Source organism: Vibrio sp. V03_P4A6T147 (assembly GCF_002241085.1).
GTDB classification, from domain to species: domain Bacteria; phylum Pseudomonadota; class Gammaproteobacteria; order Enterobacterales; family Vibrionaceae; genus Vibrio; species Vibrio anguillarum.
Genome location: NZ_NDIO01000368.1, coordinates 1 through 2,731, shown reverse-complemented (window position 1 = coordinate 2,731; position 2,731 = coordinate 1). Strand labels below are relative to the sequence as shown.

The following is a 2,731-nucleotide window of genomic DNA, read 5'->3' as shown; positions in this document are numbered from 1 at the left end:
TTTCTGATGTGCCTGACTTTGTACGCGGTATGGTGATGACCAAAAAAGCCGCCACGCTAGCCAACAAAGAGCTCGGCGTCATTCCAAGCCAAGTGGCTAATTACATCCTCCAAGCGTGTGACTTGATCCTAGAAACAGGTAAGTGCATGGATCAATTTCCGTCAGACGTATACCAAGGCGGCGCCGGTACTTCTGTCAATATGAACACCAACGAAGTGATCGCGAACCTTGCTCTGGAATTAATGGGTAAAGAAAAGGGTCAGTACGAGTTCATCAACCCCAATGACCACGTTAATAAAAGCCAATCAACCAACTGTGCTTACCCTACTGGTTTCCGCATTGCGGTATACAACAGCATCCTGAAACTGATTGATTCTATTGCCTATCTAAAAGGTGCGTTTGAGCTAAAAAGCCAAGAGTTCTCTGGCATTTTGAAAATGGGTCGTACTCAATTGCAAGACGCCGTACCGATGACCGTAGGTCAAGAGTTCCGCGCTTGGGCGGTCACCATTAATGAAGAGATCCGCAACCTAGAGTACACCTCTAAACTGCTGCTTGAGATCAACCTTGGCGCAACAGCGATCGGTACTGGCCTGAATGCGGCGCCGGGATATCAAGCGGCGGCGGTGAAACACCTTGCTGCGGTGACTGGCTTAGCTGTGGTACCAGCGGAAGATTTAATTGAAGCAACCTCTGACTGCGGAGCTTACGTTATGGCGCACGGCGCGCTAAAACGCCTTGCTGTGAAACTCTCTAAAATCTGTAATGACTTGCGTCTTCTTTCATCTGGCCCTCGCGCGGGTCTAAACGAGTTGAACCTACCTGAACTGCAAGCTGGGTCTTCCATCATGCCTGCAAAAGTAAACCCTGTGGTGCCTGAAGTGGTCAACCAAGTGTGCTTTAAAGTACTTGGTAACGACAACACTATTTCCTTTGCCGCAGAAGGTGGCCAATTACAGCTAAACGTGATGGAACCTGTGATTGCACAAAGCATGTTTGAGTCAATTGAAATTCTTTCAAACGCCTGCATAAACCTTCGTGACAAGTGTGTTGACGGCATCACTGTCAATAAAGAAGTGTGTGAAGCTTACGTATTCAACTCTATCGGTATCGTGACTTACCTTAACCCATATATTGGCCACCATGAAGGTGACATCGTGGGTAAAATTTGTGCGGAAACGGGTAAGAGCGTACGTGAAGTGGTGCTTGAGCGAGGCTTACTCACCGCCGAAGAGCTCGATGACATCTTGTCCGTCGAAAACTTTATGCGCCCTCAGTACAAAGCGAAACGCTACGAATAATCAAAAAAGGCTCTGATTCAGAGCCTTTTTACTTTCTACAAGTTATTAAGTGAGAAAAAATTGCGTTACATCATGGCGCAAAGCATACCGTTCAATATCGCTGAACCTGTAGAATGACCCTATTTTTCATTATCTTTAGGAGTATAAGATGTTCTTAATTGAGTTCCTTATCGTATTAGGATGTATCCTAATTGGTGCAAGGATTGGTGGTATTGGGCTTGGTGTGATGGGCGGTATTGGCCTTGCTGTACTGAGCTTTGGATTTGGCATGCAACCAACCAGCCCACCGATTGATGTGATGTTGATGATCATGGCCGTGGTTGCAGCAGCAGCCTCAATGCAAGCGGCTGGCGGTTTAGATTATTTGATCAAAATTGCCACTAACATTTTGCATAAAAACCCTCGCCACATCACTTTCATCGCCCCTTTGGTAACTTACTTTTTTACAATGATGGCTGGTACAGGTCACGTGGCCTATTCAGTACTGCCCGTAATTGCTGAAGTGAGCCGTCGCAGTGGTATTCGCCCAGAACGTCCTTTAGGTATGGCGGTGATCGCGTCACAATTTGCGATTGTAGCTAGCCCAATTGCGGCCGCCGTCGTGGCGTTAGTCGCCTTCTTAGAACCACAAGGCATCACGCTAACGGATGTGTTGATGATCACCATCCCAAGTACCATTCTTGGTTTGGCTTGCGCGTGCTTATTCGTCAATAAAATCGGTGTTGAGCTGAAAGATGACCCAGAATATCAACGTCGCTTGCAAGACCCAGAATTTCGCGCAGAGATGGAACAAGAAGTATCGATTGCTGATATTCAAATCACGCCACAAGCGAAAAAATCGGTCGGGCTATTTTTGTTCGGTGCCATTGTGGTGGTGGTGATGGGTGCATTGCCTAGCTTGCGCCCACAATTTAACGGCTCAGCCATGGGGATGGCGCACACGATTGAAATCGTGATGCTGTCTATCGCGGCGCTGATCATTTTACTGTGCAAACCTGACGGCAACGCCATCAGCCAAGGTTCCGTATTCCATGCAGGTATGCGTGCTATCGTGGCGATCTTCGGTATCGCTTGGTTAGGTGACACCTTCATTGCTGGCCATGGTGCCATGGTCAAAGAAGCGGTCTCTGGCTTAGTGGAAGTCGCACCATGGACATTCGCGTTCGCGTTATTTGCTCTGTCGGTGATGGTCAATAGCCAAGGCGCAACAACAGCCGTGTTAGTCCCTGTTGCAATAACCTTGGGTTTGCCACCAGCCATTATTATTGCGGTTTTCGTTGCCGTTAACGGTTACTTCTTCATTCCAAACTACGGCCCTATCATCGCATCTATCGACTTTGACCGGACTGGTACCACTCGTATTGGTAAGTATATTTTCAACCACAGCTTTATGCTCCCAGGCTTGTTAAGCATGGTGTTTAGTATTGGTT

At 47.6% G+C, this 2,731-nt stretch carries 2 protein-coding genes; both read left to right on the top strand.

Annotation, left to right across the window (positions count from 1 at the left end):
• Positions 1-1,301, top strand: a 1,301-nt coding sequence (gene aspA / locus B9J84_RS14270; RefSeq protein WP_094124415.1) for an aspartate ammonia-lyase, incomplete at its 5' end; no start/stop codon positions are given.
• Between the two features lie 148 nt (positions 1,302-1,449).
• The coding region (locus B9J84_RS14265) for an anaerobic C4-dicarboxylate transporter (RefSeq protein ID WP_143698874.1) at positions 1,450-2,731 on the top strand (1,282 nt) is incomplete at its 3' end.